Consider the following 19057-nt stretch of genomic DNA (forward strand, 5'->3'; position numbering starts at 1 on the left):
CAGTGCCACGTTCGCAGTCATGGCCGCTGCGGGAAGACGCCGAACAGGCAGATGCAGAAGTTCACGGTGAGATAAGGCTGCTGATTCGGGTGCGGTGCGGTGCCGCCCGTCATTCCGACCGTGTTGGGCGGAAAGACGCTGTTGGCGGTGGTGGTGGGGGTGAGGATCGACGCCTTTTCCGGCGTGATCAGCGCATCGTTGGCCGCGGGGACGCCGCTGCGATGGGCCTTGTTGGGCTGGTTGTAGATGCGGGCTCCGTGCGAGTGCGCCGGCATTTCGGTGGAGAGCAGCGTCACCGTGTCCGACCCGAAGACCTCGCCCATGACGCGTGGCGTCAGGCCGGGTCCGTTGCCCTGTCCGCAGGCGGCATTGCCGGAGAAATCAGGCAGCTGGAAGTTACTGGTTCCGTTGCCTCCAAACGTTACGCCAAGCAGCGAGAACAGCGCTGTGTTCTGCTGGATGGGAATCAGCTGGCCCTGGCTCATGGCCCAGTTGTTGGGAGCGAAATTGAAGCCGAACATCTGGATTTCGCCGGTAAAGGGATCGCTCATGATGGAATCCTTGTAGCCGAACGGAGTGAGTCAGCCCTGCGAGGGGAAAACGCCGGCCCACGCGATGCAGTAGCGCGCGACCAGCGAAGGCATGGTGTTGTCGTGCGGCTGGTTGCCGCCGGCACTGCCCACCGCCGCAGGCGCGAGCAGGCCACCTGCGATGCCGGTGACACTGTCGGTGTACAGCGTCTCGCCACTGACCGCCCCCAACTGCAGGTTGGACCCCGGTGTCGCTGAACTGGCTACCGCATCGACGGCATTGAAGGCGTGCGTATGAGCGGGAAGGTGCGCGCTGGTCAACGTCACCGATTCACTGCCGGCGGCCTGCCCCATCACGTAGGTTCCCAACCCAAGGCCTGTGCCCTGGTGGATCGGTACACGGCCTGAAAGGTTGGGCAACTGGAACGTCACCGCGCCATCGCCGCCGTAGGTGGTGCCGATCAAGGTGTACAGCACTTCGTACTCTGAAATCTGCAATGTCTGGCCATTGCAGTCGAGCCATCCCACCGGCGCGAAGTTGTAGGGAAACAAGCGGATCTCGCCAACAAAGGGTTGCGACATGGCACTGGCTCCGGTCAGCTGCGCGAGGGGAATACGCCTTGCAGCGCAATGCAGAAATTGATTGCCAGGTACGGCTGCATATTGGAATGCGCCGCCGATTGGCCTGCAGGGTCGAGCGGTGCGAGTGCTACTGGAGTGCCACCGGATGGGCCATAGACATTCTGCGTTCCGGTTGCTCCCAGCAGTACGTTGCCGGCCGGAATCCGGGTACTGGCAGGGCTGGTCGTACCGTTGAAACTGTGGTTGTGCGCAGGTATCTGGGAAACGTTCAACACCACACTTTCCACGCCACCGGGCTGGCCGATATTGGTGCCAGCGTTGCTGCCGACAGGCGTGCGGCTACGCAGGTCAGGCAACTGGAAATTGGTCGTGCCGTTGCCGCCGTAGAACGTGCCCAGCAGCGAAAAAAGTGCCTGGTTCTGCGCGATGGGCATCAGCTGCCCATTGCAGAAGGCAAAGGTTCTTGGCGCGAACGCGAACGCCAAGGGCATTATCTGCCCGAGAAAGGGTTGCGACATACGTTTTCCCCTTGAGATTTAGTGCCGGCACGTGGCCCCCTGCCGGTCGCGGCACTCTTGCGCATTTACCGGGGTCTTGACAAGTGTCTTGTCATTTGTAAGAGAATATTGCGCAGCCGCCCGGGGGGGAGACCCGGGGGGAGCGGTCGCCAGGCGCGGCAAGGGATTATCTGGCGGTGAAAACCGGAACCGCGGCCGCTCGTTCGCGAGCCACGGCAGCTTTCTCATCCGCGCCGGCAGGCGCATCGCCCATCGGGAAGATGGGCACCAGGGGGCAGGTCATGTGGCATGCGGAGTCGATGCATCGCGACGCGATGCGCCATGGGCTCGGCCGTGGTGTTTCCGGCCGCCTGGGAGCGTTCCTCCTGCTGTTCCTGGTGCTGGCAGCGCCAGGCGTCGTTCACGCAGCGTGCACCACCTTCACGCCGACCAACGCCAGCGCGGGGTCGCCGATGGCCTCCGGCGGGACGATCACCATTGATGCAAGCACCTGCCAGGGCGCGCCAGGGTTCGGCATCGGCAATGTGATCGCGGCTGCCGGCCATGGCACGGCCACCACCACCAATGGTGCTGCGTCTGAGATCACCTACAGCAACAACGGCGACGGCGCGACGACCGACACCTTCACCTTCGATGACGGGACGGGCTCCAACAACGTCAGCGTCACCGTGCACATCCAGGCCGCCACCTCGCCGATCTTGATTTCCCCGGCAAGCGTTCCTGGCGGAACGGTAGGCGTGGCGTATGCAAGCACCACCTTCAGCGCCAGCGGCGGTACCGCGCCCTACGCATTCACGGTCCCGCCCGGCACGTTGCCCAGCGGCTTGACGTTGGTGGGCGGCGTCCTGTCGGGCACGCCGACCGTGGAGGGTACGTTCTCGTTCTCGATCACCGCGACTGACAGTGCTGTTACGCCGCTCACCCGCGTCGCCAGCTATTCGATCACCATTGCGCCACCGACCATCAGCGTGACCAACACGCCCCCGGCCGCAGCCATCAACACACCGTATTCCTTCACGCTGACTGCCAGTGGCGGTAATGGGCCGTATACCTATGCGATGGATGGTGGCACCACGCTGCCGACCGGCCTGACGCTGGCCAGCAATGGCACGATCAGTGGTACGCCGACCGTCCTGGGTAACAAGATCTTCAGCGTGCGCGTCACCGACAGCAGCACGCCCACGCACTTCTTCGCAGCGGCCAGTCTGTCCATCGACGTGCAGAACGTGGTGCCGCCGGTCGCCAATCCGGTCAGTGCGACGGTTGCCTACGGCAGTACCAGCAACCCGATCACCTTGAACATCACCGGTGGCGTCCCGGCATCGGTTGCGGTCGGTACGCAGGCCACGCATGGCACTGCAACCGCCTCGGGAACGTCGATCACCTACACCCCCACGCCGGGCTATGCCGGGCCGGACAGCTTCACCTACACCGCCACCAATGCCGGTGGTACATCGGCGCCGGCGACCGTGACGATTACCGTCTCGCCGCCAACCGTCACCTACACCCCCACCAGCCCTCCTGCAGGCACCGTCGGCGCGGCGTACAGCCAGTCGCTGGCCGGTGCCAGCGGCGGCGCTACGCCATACAGCTACACGCTCAACTCGGGCAGCCTGCCGCCTGGGTTGACCCTGGCCGGCAACGGCATCCTGTCCGGCACGCCGACCGCCAACGGCAGCTTCAGTTTCACCGTACGCGCCACTGACAGCAGCACCGGAATCGGCCCGTTCAGCGCCAACAGCGGCACATTGACGCTGAACATCGCCGCGCCGGCACTCACCTATGCGCCTGGCAATCCGACTGCTGCAACGGTCGGTACCGCATACAGCGGCTCGTTGGCCAGCGCAGGCGGCGGCACCGGGCCCTACACTTATTCGATCGCCTCGGGCAGCCTGCCGGCCGGCATCACCCTGGCCAGCAACGGCAGCCTGGCAGGCACGCCGACCGCAGGCGGTACCTTCAACTTCACGGTGACCGCCACCGACAGCAGCGGTGGCACCGGACCCTTCAGTGCGACCAGTCCTGCGCTGACGCTGACGGTGAACCCGCCGACGATCTCGATCGCGCCGAACACGCTGGCCAACGCGACGGTGGGAGTTGCCTATTCGCGGACGGTGACCGCTTCCGATGGCACCGCCGGCTACAGCTACGCAGTGACCGCCGGTGCGCTGCCGCCGGGCTTGAGCCTGTCGAGCGCGGGTGCGATCACCGGCACGCCCACCAGTGCTGGCAATTTCAACGTCACCCTGACCGCCACCGACAGCAGTACCGGCACCGGTCCGTACACCGGCAGCCATCCCTATCTGCTCATCGTGAATGCGCCAACGCTGGTGCTGTCACCGGCCTCCGGTGCCACGCTCAATGCAACGGCTGGCATCGCGCTGGGCAGCATCGGCTTTACCGCCGCCAACGGCACGGCACCCTACAGCTATGCGATCACCTCGGGTGCCTTGCCGCCCGGCGTCAGCCTGGCGTCGAGCGGTGGCCTGTCAGGTACGCCGACCGCAGCCGGCAGCTTCAGCTTCAGCGTGACTGCCACCGATGTGTCCAGCGGTACCGGTGCTCCGTTCTCCGTCACCGGCGGCTACACCATGGTGGTGGTTGCCCCGACCATCACCCTGACACCCGCAACCCTGCCGGCCATGTCCGTGGGCACGGCCTTCAACCAGACCGTGGTTGCCAGCGGAGGCCAGCCGGCCTTCAGCTACGCCATCGTCGCAGGCGCGTTGCCTGCAGGCCTGTTGTTGAACACGACCAGCGGGGTGATCAGTGGTACGCCCACCCAGGCGGGCGCCTACAACTTCACCGTCGGGGCAACCGACAACGGCGGGTTCAGCGGCAACCAGCCTTACTCGGGTACCGTCGGTGGCGGTGTCGTGGTACTGCCGGCGGCGAGCCTGAGCAATGCCACTGCCGGCACTGCCTACAGCTACACGTTCTCCGCCAGTGGTGGCACGCCCGGCTACAGCTACGTGCTGCAGACCGGTCTGCTGCCCGCGGGTGTCTCGCTGACCAGCGCCGGCGTGCTGTCTGGCACGCCAACCCAGGTTGGCAACTTCACTTTCACCGTGCGGGCGACTGACAGCAGTACCGGTACCGGCGCACCGTTCAGCGCAAGCCAGTCCTATGCGCTGACCGTGAACGCGCCGACGATCTCGCTGACGCCGTCGACGCTGCCGGCCGCGACCGGCGGCACGGCTTACTCGCAGACGATCACTGCCAGCGGGGGCACCGGCAGCCATACCTTCAGCCTGTCCGCGGGCGCGTTGCCACCTGGTGTCGGCCTGACCAGTGGCGGCATCCTGTCGGGCACACCGACCACCGCAGGCAGCCACGTCTTCACGATCACGGCCACCGACAGCCTCGGCTTCACCGGCAGCCAGGCCTACAGCTTCACGATCAATGCGCCGGCGATCACGCTCACGCCGGCCACGTTGCCTGCCGCAACCGGCAGCACCGCCTACAACCAGACGCTGACGGCCAGCGGCGGCAACGGCGGCTACACCTTCAGCCTGAGCACCGGGGCGCTGCCACCGGGCATCGGGTTGAGCAGCGCCGGCGTGATCAGTGGCACGCCGACCACCACCGGCAGCTATACCTTCACCGTGCAGGCGACCGATGGCTTCGGCTTCAGCGGCAGTCAGGCCTACACGGTGGCGGTGAATGCGCCGGCGATCGTCTTCGTCCAGACCACGCTGCCCGGCGGGCAGGTGGCGACCGCCTACAGCCAGACGCTGAGCGCCGGCGGCGGAAGTAGCAGCTTCACCTACAGCCTGAGCGCAGGCGCATTGCCGCCCGGTATCGCGTTGAGCAGTGCCGGTGCGCTCAGTGGCACGCCCACGGCGGCGGGCAGCTACAGCTTCACCGTCACCGCGACCGATACCTTCGGCTTCACCGGAAGCCAGGCATTCACAGTGGGCATCAACCAGCCGGTGCCGGTGGTGGTCAATGATGCGGCCAGTACGCCGGCCAATGCGGCGGTGACCGTCAACGTCACCGCCAACGACACCGGGCCGATCACCAGCATCGCGATCGCACAGGCACCCGCGCATGGCACGGTGGTGGTCAGCGGGCTGGACGTGGTGTACACCCCGGCAACCAGCTTCTTTGGCAGCGACAGCCTGACCTACACCGCCACCGGCCCCGGCGGCACTTCCACGGTGGCCACAGTGAGCATCACCGTCACACCGCTGGCAGTACCGGTGGCGGCGGCGCACAGCGCCACGGTCCTGGCCGGGCAATCGGTCACCGTGCAGGCTGAAGCCGGGGCGCTCAATGGTCCGTTCACCGCGGTCACGATCGCCCGGGCGCCATCGTCAGGCACTGCCGTGGTGCAGGGCACCAGCATCGTCTACAGCGCCGCTGCCGATGCCTCCGGCGCGGTCGATTTCGATTACACGCTCAGCAACCCGTTCGGGGCATCGGCCCCGGCAAGGATCAGCGTCAACGTCAATCCGCGCCCGGTGGCACCGGCACTGACCGCCTCGGCGATTGCCGGCACCGTGGTCAACGTGGACCTGACCACGACCGCACGCGGCGGACCGTTCACCGCCGCCAGCGTGGTTTCGGTCTCGCCGGCAGAAGCGGGCACGGCCAGCGTCTCCGCCAGTGGCACCGGCTACACGTTGGCCTTCACCGCGGCGGCGACGTTCGGGGGAGCGGTGCGCATCACCTACACGCTGAGCAACGCCTTCGCCACGTCGGCACCCGGCACGGTGGATGTGATGGTCAAGCCGCGCAGCGACCCCTCACGTGATGCGGAAGTGCTGGGCGTGCTCGACGCACAGGTCGAAGGCGCGCGGCGCATGGCGATCGGCCAGATCGGCAACTTGCAGCGGCGCCTGGAAAGCCTGCGGGCCGGCGGCGGTCGCAGTGGCTTCAGCAACGGCATCACCTTCAGTTCGGCCAGCAGCCAGCGCCGTGCGCAGCAGACGGAGCTGCTGCAGAAGGGCATCGGCGCCACCGGCGAGGCACTGTCGATGGTCGAGGAACCGGCGCTGCAGGGCGATACCGCGCCTGCGGCCACGTCGGCCGACGGCTTTGCGTTCTGGACCGGCGGTGCGGTGAACTTTGGAACGCTGAAGCCGGGTGCAGGCAGCAACGGCATCGACTTCACCACCTCCGGCGTCAGCCTGGGTGCGGACCGCCAGCTGGGTCCGTCGTTGAGCCTGGGCGCGGGCATCGGCTATGGCCATGACGCGTCGGATATCGGCCGCAATGGCAGCCGCAGCACGGTGGATGGCTACAGCATCGCCGGCTATGCCAGCTTCCATCCGGAAGGTGGGTTCTATGTGGATGGCCTGCTTGGCTATCAGTGGCTGAGTTTTGATGCGCGCCGCTTCATCACCGACAACGGCAATACCGCCTACGGCAGTCGCGACGGCACGCAGTGGTTCGCCTCGTTCTCCACCGGCTTCCAGCACCGCCTCGACAACCTGCTGCTGACACCCTACGGGCGCCTGGACCTGGCCCGCGCAACGCTGGATGGCTATCGCGAGCGCGGTGATGCGGTGTACGCGCTCGACTACGGGAAGCAGACGGTGAACACCAGCACCGCTACCGCCGGTGTGCTGGCGCAGTGGCTGGTGAAGCGCGACTACGGCATGTGGACGCCGCAGCTGCGCGCCGAGTTCGGCCATGACATGCAGGGCTCCAGCGAGGCCTTCATGCGCTACGCCGACCTGATGTCCGGCCCGGTCTATCGCGCCACCCTGGGCCGGCAGTCGCGCAACCACACGCTGCTGGGGGCGGGTATCGGCCTGCAGACGCTGAAGGGCTGGTCGCTGCGCGCCGAATACCAGAGCCAGCTCGACAGCAGCAGCCGTGACAACCAGGGCATCCAGATCAGCGTGCAGAAGACCCTGCCGCCGTGACGGTGCCCGCGGTGGCGGCTGTTGTGCCGCCACCGCGCGCTGCGGCGCAACCCGGTACCCGTACAATCGCAGTCCCGCCAGGTGTGCTGACCGCACCTGGCGTTGACCTCGATTGGATGGAACAGGACAGGGAATGAAGATTCGAATCACAGGGATGGCACTGACGGTCGCATTGCTGGCCGCCTGCGGGCAGGAACCGGCACCGGCCGCAGCACCGGCCGCACCGGCACCGACCACGGAAGCACCGGCCGCCACAGCGACGGTCGTCGAGAAGGAACCGGCCATCGAAGACGGCGTGGACCCCTCGGTGTGGGACAACGAAGGCGAACCGGAAGACCCGAGTGCCGGCGGCGAACTGACCTGCGCGGACAATCCGCTGGCGACCCATTTCTTCACCCTGGTCGGCGGCAACACCGTGGATGACTGCGGCCGCAAGGACCCGAAGGTGCTGGCGGCCTTCAACACCCTGATGAAGGGCACCGCGGCAGCCGAATCCAGCGACAAGGAGATTCCCTCGCTGCGCCAACGCCTGTTGAGCGGACCCAGCGGGCCCGGCGAGCTGCTGGTGCTGCAGGGCGAGCCATGGTGGTTCTACACCGCCTGCCAGGCCCACGACTGCCCCGGCACCGCGTTGGCGATGCTGTATTCGCCGACGGAAGCGAAGATGGTCGGCCGTCTTACCGCGCGCTGCCGTGTGTGGTGGCTGGGCGAGCCGACGGCGGAACAACGTGCGCAGATCGAACAGCGCCAGCCACTGCAGGATGCCGCCTTGAAGGAAGACAGCGCGCTCTGCGAGTGAGGTGGTGCCCGCGGTAGCGCCGGGCCGTGCCCGGCGGAACCGCGGGCGCTGCTGCCCGGGTCACCTTTCCGGCCGCGTTTGCCGGGCTCGGCTGCCTGTCCTGGTGTGTGCAGGCACGCAATCCGTGCTCAATCCGGAATCGACAGGCTGGCCGGATCCGCGTGCGCGCCTCTGGGGTGGGGCTCCGCCGTCGAAAGTGCCACTGCCGTGCCACTTCGTGTCCCCAGGTCGTACACGACCAGCGCATCATCCCCAGCCCCGGTGCTGCATATCAAGGCGCCGGTGCTGTCCCAGGCAGCAGACTGGCCGGCCATCTCAAAGCCGTCGGCCAGGCCTACACCATTGGATACCATCACCGTCATCCCCAGCTCCCGCGCGACTGCAGCGTAATGGCGGTGAGCACGCTGCATACCGGCCAGGTGCTTTGCAACACTGGCAACGTAGATCGTTGCGCCGGCCTTCTTCGCCTGCACGGCGCTTTCCAACTGCAGCGACTCGAAGCAGATGGCAGGAACCAGGGTTTCCTTTCCCATGGACACCGGAAGCAGCGCGGTTCCCGGTCTGAAGTAAGGCAGCTCGTCGGCATGAAGAATCTGCTTGGTATAGACAGCGGGTGCCTGATTGCAGCGGAAGATGAACATGCCGATCTCTGGCCCGTCCATGCCGCGGAACGGTGCGCCGACTGCAATAAGAATCCGGTGGCGATCACTGAGCGACTGGAACACGGCCAGGCGAGCATCATCTGCCGTCAGCGCCAACCGCTCCGCCATTCGTGGCTCATAGCCAGTGAGCGACATCTCCGGAAAGAAGACGGCCGCACCGCCACAGCAAACAGCCAGATCGATCAAGGGGACATGCCGCTCGATGTTGCCATCGATGTCCCCAGGCGATGACCGAATCTGCGCAGCAACAATCTTCATTCCTGTCCTCTCGATCCAGACGCAGGCCGAGGTGAGGATGGCCTTGTTGGCCGGATTATGCAGCTGGGGCTCTGGCGCAGCCAGCAGGCTTCATCGATCCAACCAGCCGTTCCACTGTTGGGGCAGTTGCGCGTGGGCCGCACACCATGCAATCGACCACGAAGTATCAGACCGCCGTCCAGTCGATGACGAGAGGCGAGGAGACTTTCCCCAAGTCGACATCCGAGCAGTCGGTGTGGTCTCCCAGGAACAGGAATCGATTGCCGCCCGTCACTTCAAAGAGGCGGCTTCCAGCTTCGGCGTACTCGGCCGGTGGCAGGATGGATGAAACCTGCATGGAGTTGAGTCCCACGGTCTGCATCAGCCTGGCAGCATCCTCGGGCGAGATCAGCTGAGGATCGCTTGGCGTGCCGTAGGCCCAGCCGCAGTAGCCATTGTGGACATAGTAGTGCGACATGTTTCACCGTGAGCCTGGGCGGCGAGCCGAGGCAACACACTAGCGCGATCTACTTGCTCGCGCGCCGTGCACCTTTCTCGTCTTCGTCCTTTGCATCGCCCCGGCTCTGCGCGAACTCCGGGAACGTCTTCGCGATCGAATCCTTGTCCGGCAGGATGTAGAACACGCCGCCCTTCTCGAACGTGGACTGCACGATCTGCTCATAGAACGCGGGCGAGACATTGATGCAGCCGTGGGTGACGCGGTTGTCGTCCGGCGTGGGCGATGCCAACCGCGCGGCGCGCTTCTCCTTCGGGCTACCCGGCGGCAGCGGATGCATCGACACGGCGGAATCGTAGTCCACCCACAGCACGCGCCCGGCATCGTCGGAGGGGCCGTAGCCACCAATGAAGCGGCCGGCAGGCGTGGTGCGGTCGTGGCCGGGAATCGCACTCAGTGCGAGCTTGGCGACGCCCGGTGCGGAGTGATCGCCGATGGCCGAACCGAACAGCGCCGGTGCTGCGCCGCGTAGCTTGCCGTCGCCGCCGAAGACCAGAACCTGCGCCGCTGCCTTGTCCATGACCGCAAACGGATAGCCTTGGTTGTCCTTGCTGGCGACGACCCAGCCAGCCAGCTCGATCACTGTTTCGGACACGCTCTGGTCGGGCGGAAGTTCATCAACGGCGGCCACCGGTGGTGCAGGTGCGTCCTTGTCCCTGGCGTTGGCTACGCCGCTGCACGCAACGGCCAGTGCCATGGCCAGTGCGGCATGGAGGGCGCGGCGTGCAGGGGAGGAGGAGGTACGAATGGGACGGCTCCTTGCAATGCAATCTTGGGTGGAAGGATGCCAGTGGCCGGCGAAGGCCACTGGGTCCCGATACAGATGTGGATCAATTCAAACGGTGAGGGAGCGATTACCCGCGCGGCTTGCGGCCGGCAGGTGCCCTTTCAAGCTGCTGGACGCGGCCTTCGATCTGGTCCAGGCGCTGATTGGCCTGCTGTGCGGACTGGTTGGCGGACTCCGCGCTCTGCGCAGCACCCTGCACCTTGACGTCGAGCTGATCGAGACGCGAGTTGATGGTTGCAAACTCGTTCTTGTATGAGGCGCAGGCGCCAAGGCTCACGGTGGCGATGAGCGCTACAGCAAGTGCGCGGGCCGTCTTCATGTGTTGCGGGTTCAGGTTCATTGCACTCCCTCCTTCGTCTGGGGAAGCTGGAATATAGCGGCGTTTGTTCCCGCTGCTACCAAGCGCTTTCAGCTGGAATTTGAATACGTGGATGCACTGTGAAGCCCGCTTCTGACCCAACATTAACAAGCGGGATCAGGCGAGCTGATCTGCGTCGGCGGCGCGCCTTGCGCCTGTTCAAGATCGCCAATTCATCAGTATGAAGCGGGTGTCACAGCGGTTGCGTTTCCGCACCTTTTCCAGCGCTACATGCAGGATGCCATCCGCTCGCCTGAAGCACGGTTGCGGCGGTTTCGGGGCGCACATCGAGCAGCGTGGCGATGGCCCGGGACCTGTCCGGCGCACGGGAAATGTAGGCGCGGGCGATGCGGTAGCCGATCCAGTATCCGAGATCTCCGCGTCGTGCTTCATCGCCAGCGCCGTTGTACAACCACTGCGAAAGATCGGTGCCTGCGCTGTCCTGCACGAACGTACGTTCGAGTGCGCATTCGCGGCCCTGCGTCCAACGACGCAGATGCGCGTTGGCTGGTTCCCCTGAGATCAGCTCGCCCACGTACTCGGCGCCGCCTTCAAGCAACGTCTGATAGAGCAGGGTGGGCCGCGCAACATCGACGCTCGCACCGGGCTGCTGTACATGCACGTACTCATGCGCGATCAGGTGTACGAATCGGTCGCCCACGTCGGGCTGCATCCAGTCAGCGTTGCACAGTGCTTCCAGTCCGATCACCACGCCGTCTTCAGTGGTGACACCGCCGCTGTTTCCCCGACCGACCAGCACGGTGACCGGCGGAAAACGTGCGGAGGGAAGCAGCGTGCCCAACCGATCGAGTGCCTTGGCAACCCGCTCGCGGATCGCCGGCAATGCCGCTGCACAGGTCCGCGCCCTGGCGAACAACGCCGGCTTGTCCTGGATGGTCCTGGCCAAACGCTCCATCGAACCGATGCGGCTATCGGTGAAGCTGCGCAATGCATCCGTGCCGGTGTCCAGATAGCCGCGCTGCAGATCTTCGGCACTCGGTTTTCCTCCACTGGCATCCAGCACGCTGAAGAATCGCGTGACATCGTCTGTCTGAACCACGATGCGCGCAGAAGGTTGGGCGCGCTCGGCGGCGTTGGCTGACAGCTGCATCATCGGCAGGACGACCAGCAGCAGCACCCGCACTGCGCGGCGCGCATGGGGCGGAAACAGCAGTGATGCGGCGAACGCGTGCGGCATGTGGAGTTCCCTGAACGCCAGCCTTATTTATACACCAGTCAGTTCAATATTCAGGGTTGATTAGACCCCCTAACGGATAATTCACACCTGTCGACCGCCTCTTCTCTCTCCCCCTCCCGGGAGGCGGCCGACGAAACCAAAATAATTAAAGGTGTGTCCCGATGAACAAGAATTCGCTGCTTGCCCTGGGTCTTCTGGCTGCTCTGCCGTTCGCTGCATCGGCAACCGATGGCCTGTCGTACAACTACGTTGAAGGCGGCTACGTGAACACCGATGCCAAGGGCGGCGACGCCGACGGCTGGAAGGTGAAGGGTTCCGTGGCGGTGCACCCGAACTTCCACATCTTCGGCGACTACAGCGCGCAGGAGACCGACAAGTTCAAGAATGACGTTGACCAGTGGCGCCTGGGTGTCGGCTACAACTACGGCATCGCACCGAACACCGACCTGGTGGCTCGCGTTGCGTACCAGAAGTTCGACATGAAGCACGGCCTTGACTTCAACGGTTACTCGACCGAAGTCGGCGTGCGCACCGCGTTCAACCCGTACGTGGAAGGCTACGTGATGGCCGGCTACGAGGACTACACCAAGAAGCACGGCATCAACCCGGACGGCGAGTTCTACGGCCGTGTCGGCGCCACCGCCAAGTTCAACCAGAACTGGGGCCTGAGTGGCGAAGTGAAGCTGGCCAAGGCCGGCGACCGCGAGTGGTTCGTGGGCCCGCGCTTCACCTGGTAACAAACGCCTGTCGTTAGTGCGTGTTGTGCTGGCGTGTGACTCTCTCTCTCTCCCACACGCCAACCGAAGCCCGGCCTCGCGCCGGGCTTCACTTTTATGGGCTGCGTGGCGCGACAATGCGGCATGGGCGACCCTTCCTCTCTCGCAGGTACCGGCACGGCCTACCAGGAGCATTTGGCACCTGCCCCGCTGCGTGGCCGCTTCGGCCAGCTGTGGCAGAGCCAGCTTCCTGACGATGCTGATGGGCACATCACCGTGCTGCCCGATGGCTGCGTGGATATCCTCTGGCGCGACGGTGCGCTGTTCGTCGTCGGCCCTGACCGGGTCGCCGCACATCCGGTGCTTGCACCGGGCGCGCAGGTGCTGGGTGCGCGCTTCCGGCCTGGGCAGGCGCTGGCCGCGCTGGGCCTGCCGTTGGCCGAGATCATCGGCCAGGCGGTGCCGCTGGCTGATCTGAAGGGTCGATGGGCGCTAGAGGCTGCGGCTTCCATCGGCGATACCGCGCCTGCGCAGCGCCTGCAGCGGATGGCGCACTGCCTGCAGCCGCACCTCGGGGGCGCGGCGCTCGACAGCCGGTCACAGCGGGCGCACGTCCTGTTCCAGGCGCTTGCCAGCGGGCATGCCACGCTGGATGAGCTCGCGGCACGCCTGAGCCTGAGTCCACGCAGCCTGCGGCGCTTCAGCCAGGTGCAGTTCGGCTACGGGGCCAAGACGCTGGAGCGGATCCTGCGCCTGCAACGCTTCTTGCGGCACAGCCGCGCGCTGCCGCAGCACTCGTTGGCGATGCTGGCCGCCAATGCCGGCTATGCCGACCAGGCGCATCTCAGCCGCGAGGCGCGCGAGCTTGCCAGCATGACCGCACGGCAGCTGCGCGTGGAATGGGGGCGATGATGGCCGTTCCGTTCAAGACCGCCGCACCGCGCTGACCGAAGCTGGGGTTCCAACCACGGAGCCACCCCATGAGCCATGCTGCCACCCACGATGCCGAACGCCGCATCGACAACATCGAATTCAACGTCGCCGACATCGCCCGCAGCAAACGTTTCTACAGCGAGGTGTTCGGCTGGAACTTCACCGACTATGGCCCGGCCTACACCGAGTTCGACGATGGCCGCCTGAAAGGTGGCTTCGTGGCCGACGCACCGGTGCGTGCGCATGGCGGTCCGCTGGTGATCCTGTACTGCGCGGACCTGGCCGGTGCGCAGCTACGCGTGGTCGCCGCAGGTGGCGAAGTGGTGCAGGCGGTGTTCGCCTTCCCCGGTGGCCGCCGCTTCCACTTCCGCGATCTGGATGGCTATGAGCTGGCGGTCTGGAGTGACGTGGATTGAGGTCTTCCGACCTTTGTCGGTGGACGGAACGAGAACCGCTCCGTCCCCGGTCAGGCGGTTCCGCTATGATCGCCGGCACATCGCCACGGGCGATGCACCCGTCTGAAGCCAGCAGGAACTGCCGTGAATTCCCAGCCCGCACCGATCACCGCCCTCAACCACACGCTCGACAACGAGCCGCAGCAGATCACTGCACCGCTCACCCATTCGGCGGCGTTCCTGGTGCTGAAGGTGAAGGATGACGAGGCGTCGATCGCCAAGGCGCGCGAGGTGCTGGCCAGCACCGATGACCTGATCAAGAACACCGCCATCCGCGAGATCGAGCGCACCTTCACCTGCAACGTGGCCATCGGCCACCGCGTGTGGCAGCCGCTGGTGGGCACCACGCCGCCGCGCGAGCTGGCGCCGTTCCGCGAGATCAAGGGCGCCACCCACACGGCCGTGTCCACGCCGGGCGACCTGCTTTACCACATCCGCGCGCGCACCATGGACCTGATCGTGGCGTTCGAGCGCAACCTGCTGATGGCCTTCGGCGATGCGGTGGAAACGGTCGATGATGTGGCCGGCTTCCGCTACTTCGATGGTCGCGACCTGCTCGACTTCGTCGATGGCACCGCCAACCCCGAAGGGCTGTCGCTGCCGGAAGCTACCATCGTGGGCGATGAAGACCCCGCACATGCCGGCGGTAGCTACGTGGTGGTGCAGAAGTACCTGCACAACCTCGATGCCTGGCGCGCACAGAAGACCGAGGCGCAGGAAGCGATCATCGGCCGCACCAAGCACGACAACATCGAGCTGGACGATGCGCCAGCCGATGCACAGAAATCGCACAAGACGCTGTGCACCATCGAGGACGCCGACGGCGAGCACGAGATCCTGCGTGACAACATGCCGTTCGCCAACCCGGGCCGTGGCGAATACGGCACCTACTTCATTGGTTACACGCGCCGCCTGTGGGTGATCGAGACGATGCTCGAGCGCATGTTCATCGGCAATCCCGCGCCGCTGCACGACCGCATCCTCGACTTCTCCACCGCCACCACCGGCGTGACCTTCTTCGCGCCCTCGCGCAAGGTGCTGGCCGACCTGGGCGAGTGATCAACGCATGCACCTGGAGGACGTATGTCTGTCTTGAGAGCCCCATTCCTGGCGGCATTGTTCATGGGCATCGCCGGCTGCTCGACAGCACCTGGTCTGCTTGAACAAGTACCCGAGTCATTTGGTTCTTCTAAATCGGTACAGCAGGTCACCGTGTGCCTGTCCCAAACGTGGACACAGCGCAACAAGGTCGTGCGCGTGCTGCCCACCGAATCCGGGCAGCGCATTGTCATCGACAACCCTGTCAACCATGGGGTGATTGCCATTGTCGAGCTTGCCTCTGTACCGGCTGGTACGTCTGCACGCTACTGGAAGGGCGCAGGCCTCACCGGCTGGACTCGTGATGATCTGAAGGCCTGCCTGGGCTGATCGAAGGCAATTCCTCGCAGTCGGGCAAGCTCGAAGCGCCGGGCCATCACCGGCCGCCATCTGCCTGTCATCTAGGGCGCCGACCATGGCGCGCTGGATGGGAGTGCAGGAGGCAGGCGATGGTCATGGCAGGGAACAGGACCGGCATGCGCCGCTGGTGGCGGCCACTGGCCGCGTTGTTCGGTGCGTTGGCACTGGGGAGTGCCAGCGTTTCCGCGCAGGAAGCTCCTGCGCACTGGGTGGCCTATGCCGCCGCCGTGGGCGGCCAGCTGCAGCAGCGCCTGCAGCAGGAGCAGGACCCGCAGGCGCAGCGTGTACTGGAATGGCTGCAGGCACACCCGGACACGCCCACGCCGCTGCCGGTGAGCGTGTGGATCGCGGCGGATGGCCGTATCTCGAAACTGGAATTCGACAGCCTGGGTGACGCCCGGGTCGACGCCGACCTGCGCGCGACGCTGCAGGCCGCGCCGCTGCAGGCGGCACCGCCGGCCGACATGCGCCAGCCGATGCGGCTGGGCCTGGTGCTGGAGCCGAAGTAGATCCACGCCATGCGTGGATGTGGTGGGTAGATGCCGACCTTGGTCGGCAGGCGCGCCAACCAAGGTTGGCGACTACCGGTGGCCCAGCCACGCATGGCGTGGCTCTAGTGCGTTGCCACCTGTGGCTCGCGCGCGGCCGCGCTCCATGCGCGCAGGCCGAACACGGCCAGGCCGAGGAAGAACACGTACAGCGCGGCGGTCACGTGCAGTGACTTGAACAGGTACGCACCCACATAGACCACGTCCACCGCGATCCACACCCACCAGCAGGCCACGTGGCGGCGTGCCTGCCACCATTGCCCGACCAGGCTCAGACCGGTCAGCAGCGCATCCAACCACGGCAGGGCAGCGTCGGTGAAGCTGTGCATGGCCGCGCCCAGCGCCACGCCACCGCACACGCCGATGGCCAGGTCGCGCAGCAGCTTGCCGCCCGCCAGTGGCACGATGCGGATGCTGCCCTCATCGGCGGCATGCTGCCGCCAGTTGAGCCAGCCATAGACCAGGAAGCCGCCGAAGATCACCTGCAACAGCGTGTCCGAGTACAGCTTGGCCTCGGCGAACACCAGCCCGTACAGCGCCACCGACAGCAGGCCGACCGGCCACGCTGCCAGCCGGCGCCGGGCCATCAGCCAGACGCCGAGGATGCTGCACAGCGCGGCGGTCCATTCCAGCATCACGCCGCTCACAGTGCGAACGTCACCGACAGGCGGGCCTGTCGTGGTGCGCCGGGGAACAGGTAGTAGTCACCGCCGCTGCTGCCGGTATCGCGCCAGTAGAAGCGGTTGAACACGTTGTCCACCGACAGGTTCCAGGTCACCGCACGCTCGTGCAGGCGATGCTGGAAGCGCAGGCCAGCATCGAACACCGAGTAGTCCGGTGCGCGTACGCCACCGTCGGCGCGTGCCACGTTGGCACCGGCATAGCGCCAGCCGCCGGTCACATCCAGGCCCTGCACGAACGGCAGCGCGTAGGCCACGTGCACGCTGGCACGCACCTTCGGCACATTCACCAACTGATGGCCTTCATAGGCCGGTGTGCCGGTGTCGCGCGCGCGCGCCTGCAGCACGCTGGCGCTGGCCACGATCTGCAGCGCATCGGTCAGCTGCCCGTTGGCAGTCAGCTCCAGGCCGGTGTGGGTCTGTGTGCCTTCCTCGACGAAGGTGTAGCCGACGTCGCTGCTGTCGGGCTTGGCGTACTGGTACGGCTGCGAAATGCGGAACACGGCTGCGCCCAGGCTCAGCGCCTCGACCGGCACGTACTTCACGCCCACTTCCAGCTGGCGCGACTGCACCGACGGCAGGAAGGTGTCGGCATTGCTGGTCCAGAACGGCGCTTCCTGGCCCAGCGAGATGCCGCGCACATAGCTGGCATAGGCGTTGAGCTGGTCGGTGGCCTTCCACACCAGCGCGGTCTGCGGCAGGAAGCGCGACAGGCGGCTGTGCCGCTGCGGGATGCCGCGCTTGTCGTAGGCGCGCTCGTCCAGGCGCACGAAGCGGCCACCGGCCAGCCACTGCCAGTCATCGCCGAAGCTCATCCGGTCCAACGCGAAGAACGCGGTCTGGCGGCTGTCCAGGCGCCGAGCGGACGGCCCCGGCATTTTCGGCGAGGGCTCGAACACCGGCACCTGTGCGTCGTGGATGTTGGTGGTGCCGACGTACTCGTTGACGCTCGGGCGCTTGTCCACGGTGCGGCGGAAGTAGTCGGCACCAACGGTCAGCTGGTGGCCGACGCTGCCGGTCTCGAAGTGGCCGCGCAGCTCCGCACGGGCCTGCTGGTTGCGGCGGGTATCGTCCGGGCTGCGGTAGTCGTAGACATCGTAGTCGCCGTTGGGCGCGAAGTAGTTGCCCGGTACGCTGCCATCGGCGCACTGCGCGGCGTAGTAGCAGCCATAGGCGAAGGCGACGTTGTCATCGATCACCGAGCGGCTGTGGCCGACCGAGACACGCGACTGCCAGGCGTCATTGAATTCGTAGGTGTGCAGGGCGGTGATATTGGTGCTGGCGATATCCACCGGGCGCTGCCACGGCTGGTAGCCCAGCAGGTGTTCGCGGTCGACGCCGCGCGGCAGTTCGCGTGCGCCCAGCAGCTGGTAGCCGGACACCGAACGCTGCGAGCTGGTCTGGTAGTTGGCATCCACCTCCAGCTTGCCGCGCTCGCCGATCAGCCAGTCGGCGGCCAGCGAATAGAAATTGCGGCGGCCATCGGCGTGCTCGACATAGGAATTGCTGGAATCCCATGCGGCATTCAGGCGCAGGCCGAAACGCGGGGTGATCCAGTGGCCGACGTCGACAGCGACGTAGCGCGAGCCTTCCGAATCGGTGCCGAGCGTGGCGGTGCGCACTTCGGCCGGGCGCTTGCCGATGTAGTTGATGATCCCGCCGGGTGCCATCACGCCTGCGGCCAGGCCGGCTTCACCCTTGAGGATCTCCACCGACTGCACGTTCTCCAACGCCAGGCGCTGTTCGCCGGCGATGGACAGGCCGTTGAAGCGGTAGCCGGTGGCGGCGTCCAGTGCGAAGCCGCGGATGGCGATGTTCTGGTAGTAGCCCACCGGCGCATAGGCATCCCCCAGCGAGGCATCGTTGCTGGCCAGCTCGGACAGCGAACGCACCTGGCGGCGGTCGAGGTAGTCGCGCTCGAGCACGTTCACCGACGCCGGCGTGTCCTTCCAGCTGCCGCCACCGAAGGCGTTCACGCGCGAGGTATCGGCCTTCGGTTTGCCGGCCTCCACGCGCACCGCCGCCAGTTCGGTCGGCGAGCGTTCGGCGCCTGTGGCAGCCGCATCGGTGGTGGCCTCGGCCTCGCTGGCATGCAGCGGCAGCGCGGCGCAGAGGGCGAGGGAGAGCAGGGTGGGGCGCAGGCAGCGGTTCATTCGGTTCGTCTTCGGACAACAAGGGAGACGAAGCGACGGCGCGCAGGTGCACC

General features: G+C 66.0%; 18 protein-coding genes. 8 read left to right on the forward strand and 10 right to left on the reverse strand.

The annotated features are described in order from the left end of the window. Positions 1 to 17: 17 nt before the first annotated feature. The 3 genes from EGM71_RS00640 to EGM71_RS00650 are packed head-to-tail and all read right to left on the reverse strand — an operon-like array spanning position 18 to position 1630. The gene (locus EGM71_RS00640) at positions 18 to 551 is read right to left on the reverse strand and encodes a phage tail protein (protein WP_188487050.1); all 534 of its coding nucleotides are present in this window, start codon (positions 549 to 551) and stop codon (positions 18 to 20) included. A 30-nt stretch (positions 552 to 581) separates the two neighbouring features. Beyond that, positions 582 to 1112 (reverse strand): phage tail protein, encoded by a 531-nt coding sequence (locus EGM71_RS00645; RefSeq protein WP_188487052.1) that lies wholly within the window; start codon positions 1110 to 1112, stop codon positions 582 to 584. A 14-nt stretch (positions 1113 to 1126) separates the two neighbouring features. Further along, the gene (locus EGM71_RS00650) at positions 1127 to 1630 is read right to left on the reverse strand and encodes a phage tail protein (protein ID WP_188487054.1); all 504 of its coding nucleotides are present in this window, start codon (positions 1628 to 1630) and stop codon (positions 1127 to 1129) included. 281 nt (positions 1631 to 1911) lie between these two features. Between EGM71_RS00650 and EGM71_RS00655 the strand changes: the two genes are divergently transcribed. Next, positions 1912 to 7503, forward strand: coding sequence for a putative Ig domain-containing protein (locus tag EGM71_RS00655; RefSeq protein WP_188487056.1), 5592 nt, complete (start codon positions 1912 to 1914; stop codon positions 7501 to 7503). A gap of 133 nt (positions 7504 to 7636) precedes the next feature. Beyond that, positions 7637 to 8302, forward strand: coding sequence for a hypothetical protein (locus EGM71_RS00660; RefSeq protein WP_188487057.1), 666 nt, complete (start codon positions 7637 to 7639; stop codon positions 8300 to 8302). A 128-nt stretch (positions 8303 to 8430) separates the two neighbouring features. On the opposite strand, the gene EGM71_RS00665 is transcribed toward EGM71_RS00660, so the two are convergent. The 5 genes from EGM71_RS00665 to EGM71_RS00685 form a co-directional block, all read right to left on the reverse strand. Next, complete coding sequence (locus tag EGM71_RS00665; protein WP_188487059.1) at positions 8431 to 9222, reverse strand: carbon-nitrogen hydrolase family protein; 792 nt, start codon at positions 9220 to 9222, stop codon at positions 8431 to 8433. 166 nt (positions 9223 to 9388) lie between these two features. After that, on the reverse strand, positions 9389 to 9679 hold the full coding sequence (locus EGM71_RS00670) for a hypothetical protein (RefSeq protein WP_188487061.1): 291 nt from the start codon (positions 9677 to 9679) through the stop codon (positions 9389 to 9391). Between the two features lie 49 nt (positions 9680 to 9728). Beyond that, on the reverse strand, positions 9729 to 10415 hold the full coding sequence (locus EGM71_RS00675) for a L,D-transpeptidase (protein ID WP_188487063.1): 687 nt from the start codon (positions 10413 to 10415) through the stop codon (positions 9729 to 9731). Positions 10416 to 10572: 157 nt separating this feature from the next. After that, entirely contained in the window at positions 10573 to 10845 is a 273-nt protein-coding gene (locus tag EGM71_RS00680; RefSeq protein ID WP_010487149.1) for a hypothetical protein, read from the reverse strand. Between the two features lie 211 nt (positions 10846 to 11056). Next, positions 11057 to 12061 (reverse strand): DUF2268 domain-containing putative Zn-dependent protease, encoded by a 1005-nt coding sequence (locus EGM71_RS00685; protein WP_223224519.1) that lies wholly within the window; start codon positions 12059 to 12061, stop codon positions 11057 to 11059. 161 nt (positions 12062 to 12222) lie between these two features. Between EGM71_RS00685 and EGM71_RS00690 the strand changes: the two genes are divergently transcribed. The 6 genes from EGM71_RS00690 to EGM71_RS00715 all read left to right on the forward strand — a co-directional run bounded on the left by EGM71_RS00690 (position 12223) and on the right by EGM71_RS00715 (position 16132). Beyond that, complete coding sequence (locus EGM71_RS00690) at positions 12223 to 12798, forward strand: Ax21 family protein (RefSeq protein ID WP_188487065.1); 576 nt, start codon at positions 12223 to 12225, stop codon at positions 12796 to 12798. A gap of 123 nt (positions 12799 to 12921) precedes the next feature. Continuing rightward, entirely contained in the window at positions 12922 to 13689 is a 768-nt protein-coding gene (locus EGM71_RS00695) for a helix-turn-helix transcriptional regulator (protein ID WP_188487067.1), read from the forward strand. Between the two features lie 68 nt (positions 13690 to 13757). After that, entirely contained in the window at positions 13758 to 14126 is a 369-nt protein-coding gene (locus EGM71_RS00700) for a VOC family protein (protein WP_188487069.1), read from the forward strand. 123 nt (positions 14127 to 14249) lie between these two features. Then, entirely contained in the window at positions 14250 to 15224 is a 975-nt protein-coding gene (locus EGM71_RS00705; protein WP_188487070.1) for a Dyp-type peroxidase, read from the forward strand. Positions 15225 to 15287: 63 nt separating this feature from the next. Further along, positions 15288 to 15593 (forward strand): hypothetical protein, encoded by a 306-nt coding sequence (locus EGM71_RS00710; protein WP_188487072.1) that lies wholly within the window; start codon positions 15288 to 15290, stop codon positions 15591 to 15593. Between the two features lie 119 nt (positions 15594 to 15712). After that, the gene (locus tag EGM71_RS00715) at positions 15713 to 16132 is read left to right on the forward strand and encodes a hypothetical protein (RefSeq protein WP_188487074.1); all 420 of its coding nucleotides are present in this window, start codon (positions 15713 to 15715) and stop codon (positions 16130 to 16132) included. Positions 16133 to 16236: 104 nt separating this feature from the next. Here the strand turns inward: EGM71_RS00715 and pnuC are convergent, their stop codons facing one another. Continuing rightward, the gene (gene pnuC, locus EGM71_RS00720; protein ID WP_188487076.1) at positions 16237 to 16806 is read right to left on the reverse strand and encodes a nicotinamide riboside transporter PnuC; all 570 of its coding nucleotides are present in this window, start codon (positions 16804 to 16806) and stop codon (positions 16237 to 16239) included. Positions 16807 to 16814: 8 nt separating this feature from the next. Continuing rightward, positions 16815 to 19004 carry a TonB-dependent receptor gene (locus EGM71_RS00725; protein ID WP_188487078.1) on the reverse strand — a complete coding sequence of 730 codons (2190 nt, stop codon included), beginning with the start codon at positions 19002 to 19004 and terminating at the stop codon, positions 16815 to 16817. Positions 19005 to 19057: the final 53 nt, after the last annotated feature.

It is taken from the genome of Stenotrophomonas maltophilia, from assembly GCF_006970445.1.
Taxonomy (GTDB): Bacteria; Pseudomonadota; Gammaproteobacteria; order Xanthomonadales; family Xanthomonadaceae; genus Stenotrophomonas; species Stenotrophomonas maltophilia_AU.